Annotated in this window: 4 protein-coding genes; all 4 read right to left on the bottom strand. The window is 67.0% G+C overall.

Features of this window, described 5'->3' with window-relative positions:
* Window positions 1-77: 77 nt before the first annotated feature.
* A complete protein-coding gene (locus ACIBF8_RS32030) occupies window positions 78-257 on the bottom strand; it encodes a hypothetical protein (RefSeq protein WP_396787649.1) in 180 nt (59 codons plus the stop codon).
* 467 nt (window positions 258-724) lie between these two features.
* Window positions 725-1,672, bottom strand: a complete 948-nt coding sequence (locus ACIBF8_RS32025; protein WP_396787648.1) for an alpha/beta fold hydrolase — start codon at window positions 1,670-1,672, stop codon at window positions 725-727.
* Window positions 1,673-2,377: 705 nt separating this feature from the next.
* Entirely contained in the window at window positions 2,378-2,872 is a 495-nt protein-coding gene (locus tag ACIBF8_RS32020) for a hypothetical protein (RefSeq protein ID WP_396787647.1), read from the bottom strand.
* 182 nt (window positions 2,873-3,054) lie between these two features.
* Complete coding sequence (locus ACIBF8_RS32015; protein WP_396787646.1) at window positions 3,055-3,366, bottom strand: hypothetical protein; 312 nt, start codon at window positions 3,364-3,366, stop codon at window positions 3,055-3,057.
* Between the last annotated feature and the right edge of the window lie 373 nt (window positions 3,367-3,739).

Below are 3,739 nucleotides of genomic sequence, written 5' to 3'. Positions count from 1 at the left end.
GTTCTAGCTTGGTCGCTGAACCAACTACCGGAGACCTCTTCAATTAGCGACCACCGCCACGCCCCAACATCGACGCCCTACGAAACACGGCCTAGGACCGCGCCCGGCAGCAGCACCAGCGACCAGCCCAGCAGGCTCATCCGCTGGGCTAGCGCCGAGCGCGGAATCGGACCGCTGCGAGCGACGAGACCCGGCCCGGAGCCCTCCCGCGAGGGCGAGGAGCCGCCGGGAAGGGCGGTTCCGCTGTAATCGGTCATCTCACTCCATCATTGCGCATCGTGCCGAACCGCCGGGCTGGTGATTCATGTTGGCCGGCGATCCGCACTTCCCCACGGTGGGTTCCGCCACTCCGCGTGGGATCCAGCGACCATGGTGTCCGTCCGTGGTCCACGGAGGCTCGCATCGCCGATCGACGGCTCGATCGATCGACACCCGCGCACACGTTGCCCATCGCGTAAGCAGTTCCGGCCCGCTCCCCGAATCTCGACCACGACCTCGCCGTCATCGGGATCCGGACCGTGTGGCTTGTCGCGCTCGCCTACGGCGCTGCCCCGCTCATCGGCAGCTGCGCCACAACGAATTCCGAGTCGGCCGGACACTCCGTGCTCGCTCTACCGGTGACCGCACGCGGTGAGGTCGTCTCCGCAGCCTGGTTGATCGAGACCGCCTGGGCGGTGCTGGTCAACCAGGCTGCGCCGGCCCCATTCCCCCGGCACTACGGCCGTTACTTGACGGTGGCGGTCATCTGTTCGATTTCCTTGAGCACCAGGGCGGGCTTGTCCTGGGGAACGTCGTGCGAGCTTCCCTTGGCGATGACGAGTATGCGGTCGGGCCCCGCCTTGGTGAACGCCGCTGCCGCGTCGCGCCAGGCCTGAGCGTCCTGCGGAGATCCGTCGAAGGGTGTCTTGTCCGACACGACATAGATGACGGGGACGCTGTCGGGCCAGGAGACCTTGTGGTACGCCTGGTGCGTGGGACCGAAGTTGTCGGCCGTGGCGATGAGTTGGCGGTTCGCCTTCGTCGAGGGCGCCTTCCTGAGCTCTTCGATCTGCGGCGCGGTCAGCGTGACGAGGCGTTGGGTCTGGGTGTCGGTGAAGAATTGCGGCACGTTGGCATCGATGAGCACCGCCCCGGAGACAACGCCGGGGTTCGCGAGGACGAAGTAGTGGGCCACCTCTCCTGCCTGCGAGTGGCCCGCGAGGACCACGTTCTGGGTGACGCCGAGTTCACGCAGACCGGCCTGCAGGTCGGAGGCGGCGGCCTCGGGGTCCCAGGGGCCCTTCACCTCCTCGCTGGCGCCCATACCGGCCCGGTCGTAGGTGATGATCTGCGATCCGGTGGCCTGCGACAGCTGCGGCACCAGGGCATCCCAGTACGAGGAGTCCTCGCCGCCGCCGGCGTCCAGCACGATGGTGGGAGAACTTCCGGGCGTGACGTGGAAGGCAAGCTGATGCCCGTTGTTGGCGATCATATGCAAGCCCGCTGCGGGGGCCGCACTTGCCGGGCCGGCCGTGTTTGGGGAGGTCGAGGGAACCGCGGCTACCGAACTGGCCGCGGGCGCGACCTTCGGCGCCGCCGAGTCATCACACCCGGCGACTGCCGCTATCACGGCGACGGGAAGGACGAGGGCCAGGCTGGCCCGATGGAGCCGGGAGATCTTCTGCGTGGTCATGGAAATGAGCTTCCACGGTTTCTGGATCTTGCTCGATCCTGCTACCCCCCAGTCGGGTTGGGAGTTACCCCTACCCCCGCCAGGGGCACATCAGAACCCGTCAGGCAGGTGCCCGATCCGGGTCGGGCGCACCAGCGCCCGCCGGTGGGCCGGTCAGCAGGTGGGTGCTGGTGGACCAGATTCCTGCCTGATCACCGCCAGCCGGCCGCGAACGTCCCGGCCGTGCAGTTCGAGGTTCAGGTCGGATACGCCGTGGAGCAGCGGTGCCGGGACGGATGCTCTACCTTGTGGCCGTGGCGGAAGCAGATCGGGCGGTCCTGGCCGCCGGGCTGGGCGGCACTGTGCTCGGCGCGGCGCTGCAATGGGCGCAGGCCGCAGGGCAGGCGCGGCGAGAGCGCAGGCGGGGATAGCAGGGCAGGACACGCGAGGACCGGCGGCTCTGGGCCGAGAAGCTGATGCGGCCATCGCGTTCTCTCATCCTTCTCTGACTTGGTCGTCTTGAAGGATCGACGCGATGGCCGTCTCTCATCTACCCAACACGCCCATCACGGGCAAATCGTACACCACTCCCGTGGACGCAACCGTAGGGGTGGGTGCAGTTGAGCGCCGTTCGGCGCCGTTGGACGCAGTTCAAGGCCGTCCAGGGCACCCTGCTGCTCCCGGGTCTGCGCCCCCTCTCCGGGCCCGGCACCGCCTCCTTGTAAGTCACAGGCAGCACCAGCAATACAGATCCTCGCCCGCGTCTCGCGCGCGCTGAGCAAGCGCGGCAACTTTCTCGATCACAGGCAGCATCTCTTCGTCAGCCAGTGGCCCACTCCACGCCAGTTCCTTAATCCGCCCCCATTGCGCCGACAACTCCCGCACCTGGGCATTGCTGATGGAGGCGAGGGCATCCCGCGCGGCCCGGTCCAGCGACATCAACCATGGCCCGTCCTGCTCGTCCCCGCTCCACAACAACTCTAGGTCGACCAGGCTCACATCCCAGTCGACCTGTCGAACGAGGCTCACCAGCTTGCCGAGGGTCACGGTCGGCTCGATGCCCTTCAGGTCAACCGCATCCACAGCTATGCCGCTGCGGCTGACAGCGAACGGTCCGCCCTCGAAATCCTTCATCAACCTGACAGCCGCAGCGTCGTCCTTGACCCCCTCCTCAATGCCTTCACCGGCAGCATTCCAAGCCAAACAGCGCAACGCAATCATGGAGTTACAGGACGACACCAATGGGCTGCCCGGATCAGCTCTTCTTGTGCAGCAGCCGGCCAAACCGGGGAACAGGAGGAGACGAGAAGCAGGCGCCGCCACCGCTTTGCATAGCGGGGCCTGCCTCCGAGTGGTGGAGGAGCGGGCCCAGCGGGGGTTGGCCGGAGCCACCACGCGTCGACCTACCGCCGACGCCCGCGCCGCTTCGATAATCCGCCAGCGTCGACTGCACTAACGTCGTTCGAGGGATCGTCGCGGCGCGAAGCCGACGAGAGCCGAGGGGACGTGCGGCTGTCGGTAATGAGGACTTCAGCGAGGCGCGCGACCTCTTCGATCTTGTCGGTCCCGACCTTCTCGATAAGATGCGTGACGTCGCTGAAGCGGCCCCGCTCCCGCCGGCTACGCAGCCAATCCCGTAGTAACCACCACAGCCCAGCGGAGCCGGATGCCGTCGCGAGCGCGGCGGCGACCACGGAGCCGTCGCCCCCGCTCATCGGTTGCTCCGTAAGCGCGAACTTGCCTCTTGGGCGCCCCGGTCTGCTTTGTACTGCACGAAGGCCGCTCGGCCGGCGTCCCAGCCCTCCAGGTAGCTGTTGAGTTGCTCAGCCAGGGCCGCCGGATCCCGACGAATGAGCAGCGGACGCCGTGGCGGGAGTAGCTGGCTGCCCAGCATGAGATTTGCCCCTGGCACCCGCCTAGGAAGCCCGGCACCCGGTCGGAATTTAGGGCTCCACAGTGCTCGCGCTGCCACGCTGTAGGGCTCGCCGGTGATCGTGTCAACGCCGCTCCAAACCTGACCACCGTGGTCCGGCTGAAACTGGACCACCTCGGTTGGTTGATCTTTAGTCGTTGGTCTTATTTGCTGCA

The organism is Micromonospora sp. NPDC050276 (assembly GCF_044459545.1).
GTDB lineage: Bacteria > Actinomycetota > Actinomycetes > Mycobacteriales > Micromonosporaceae > Micromonospora.
Note: the sequence above shows the minus strand (reverse complement) of the source record. Positions and strands in the feature narration are given on the sequence as shown.

Excerpts from the sequence above, each read along its gene's own strand:
- ACIBF8_RS32020 (WP_396787647.1), bottom strand. The coding sequence starts at position 2,872 with ATGATTGCGTTGCGCTGTTTGGCTTGGAATGCTGCCGGTGAAGGCATT.
- ACIBF8_RS32025 (WP_396787648.1), bottom strand. The coding sequence starts at position 1,672 with ATGACCACGCAGAAGATCTCCCGGCTCCATCGGGCCAGCCTGGCCCTC.
- ACIBF8_RS32030 (WP_396787649.1), bottom strand. The coding sequence starts at position 257 with ATGACCGATTACAGCGGAACCGCCCTTCCCGGCGGCTCCTCGCCCTCG.
- ACIBF8_RS32015 (WP_396787646.1), bottom strand. The coding sequence starts at position 3,366 with ATGAGCGGGGGCGACGGCTCCGTGGTCGCCGCCGCGCTCGCGACGGCA.